Origin of the sequence: Roseibacillus ishigakijimensis, assembly GCF_016595415.1 — a bacterium.
Classification (GTDB): domain Bacteria; phylum Verrucomicrobiota; class Verrucomicrobiia; order Verrucomicrobiales; family Akkermansiaceae; genus Roseibacillus; species Roseibacillus ishigakijimensis.
On the sequence record NZ_JAENIO010000097.1, the window covers coordinates 1 to 1,361 of the forward strand.

Sequence of the window (1,361 nt, forward strand, 5' to 3'; positions counted from 1 at the left end):
GCCTTGCCAAAGAACCCCAGAACAAGTAATCAATTTTCCCTCATCACCATCGTTTAGCTGAGCCCTCAACTGGCCGAACTTTGGGGTCCACCTCACAGTCCTTTGGCGGGGTTATCAGACTTGGTCGAGTTGGACCTATCTCACAATCGCATTGAGGAAGCGGGTTCGCTGCGTCAGTTGACCGGTTTGCAGCAACTTTTTCTCACCGGGAATCTTTTGAAAGAAGATGGAGGGTTTCTGGCCTTGCCGGAAATCAGTCATCTGTCGTTGGGGCACAACGAGATTCATTTTCTTTCCAGTAGTGAGTTGAGTCCCAGTTTGGTGAGCCTTGATGTGACCTACAACGACCTCGATCTCACTAAAGGGGGCGCGACGAAGAATTTGATCGATGCGCATCGCAAGCGGACCCGCATCCGGTATGTGCCGCAGTCGGATCCGCTGATTGAGGATTCCTATCTGGAGATGGCGATCCGAAAGCATCGCAAGAAACCGTGGAGCTCTCTGAGCCCGGAGGATTTGGCGGGAATGAAGAAATTGGATGTGAGGGGACAACCGATCCGGTCCTTGCGAGGACTGGAGTATGCGAATAATCTGATTTTTTTGAATCTCTTTGAGACTCGGGTGGAGGATTTGTCTCCCTTGGCTGGGATGACGAAGCTACGAACCTTGAATATCGGTGGGACAAGGCCGGTCAGTCTGGAGCCTCTGAGGTCATGTTCTTCTTTGCAGGGGCTTCATATGCCTTCGGTGAGAGGAATCAATTTGGAGGAATTGGGAACGCTTCCGCATTTGGAACATTTTCGGCTGAGTGGACATGAGGGTGAGGACTTGGGGTTTCTGTCCGGGTTTCCTAACCTGAGTCAGTTGATGTTAGAAAATGTTCCGGTTCGTGATTTGTCTGTTCTCGGTCAGTTGCCGAAGTTGACGAAGGTGAATCTGAATGGGGTCTTGGCAGAGGACTTTTCGGTTTTGGGTGGGTTGAAGAAATTGAAGTCGCTCAATCTGTCGAAGACCAGTGGTCTGCGGGAGGTGTCATGGCTTGGTCAGTTACCTCAGCTGGAAATTCTCTCTGTGACTCGAACGGGGCTGAAGGACTTCTCATTTTTGTCGAAGCTTCCCGCGATACGGGAGATTCATGCCGACAAGACGGGGGTCGTGGATTTGAGCCCTTTTGCGGCGTCACGAACTTTGGAGGTATTGAGTTTGGTTGGGAATGGAATCACTTCTCTTGAAGGGCTGGAACAATGCCACAATTTGAGAACGTTGAGGGGATGTCCCACAGGTCGTTAAAACTCTCGGTGGTCGTTGGCGTGAGATTGGCTATTTATTCGTCGATTTCAAGGTTGGTGTTGAGGCTTCTG

Annotated in this window: 1 protein-coding gene; it reads left to right on the top strand. The window is 50.8% G+C overall.

All coding sequences use genetic code 11. The features are described from left to right. The first annotated feature begins 120 nt into the window (after nucleotides 1-120). Nucleotides 121-1,290: a hypothetical protein gene (locus JIN78_RS16710; RefSeq protein WP_200393139.1), complete on the top strand. Its 1,170-nt coding sequence runs from the start codon at nucleotides 121-123 to the stop codon at nucleotides 1,288-1,290. Nucleotides 1,291-1,361: the final 71 nt, after the last annotated feature.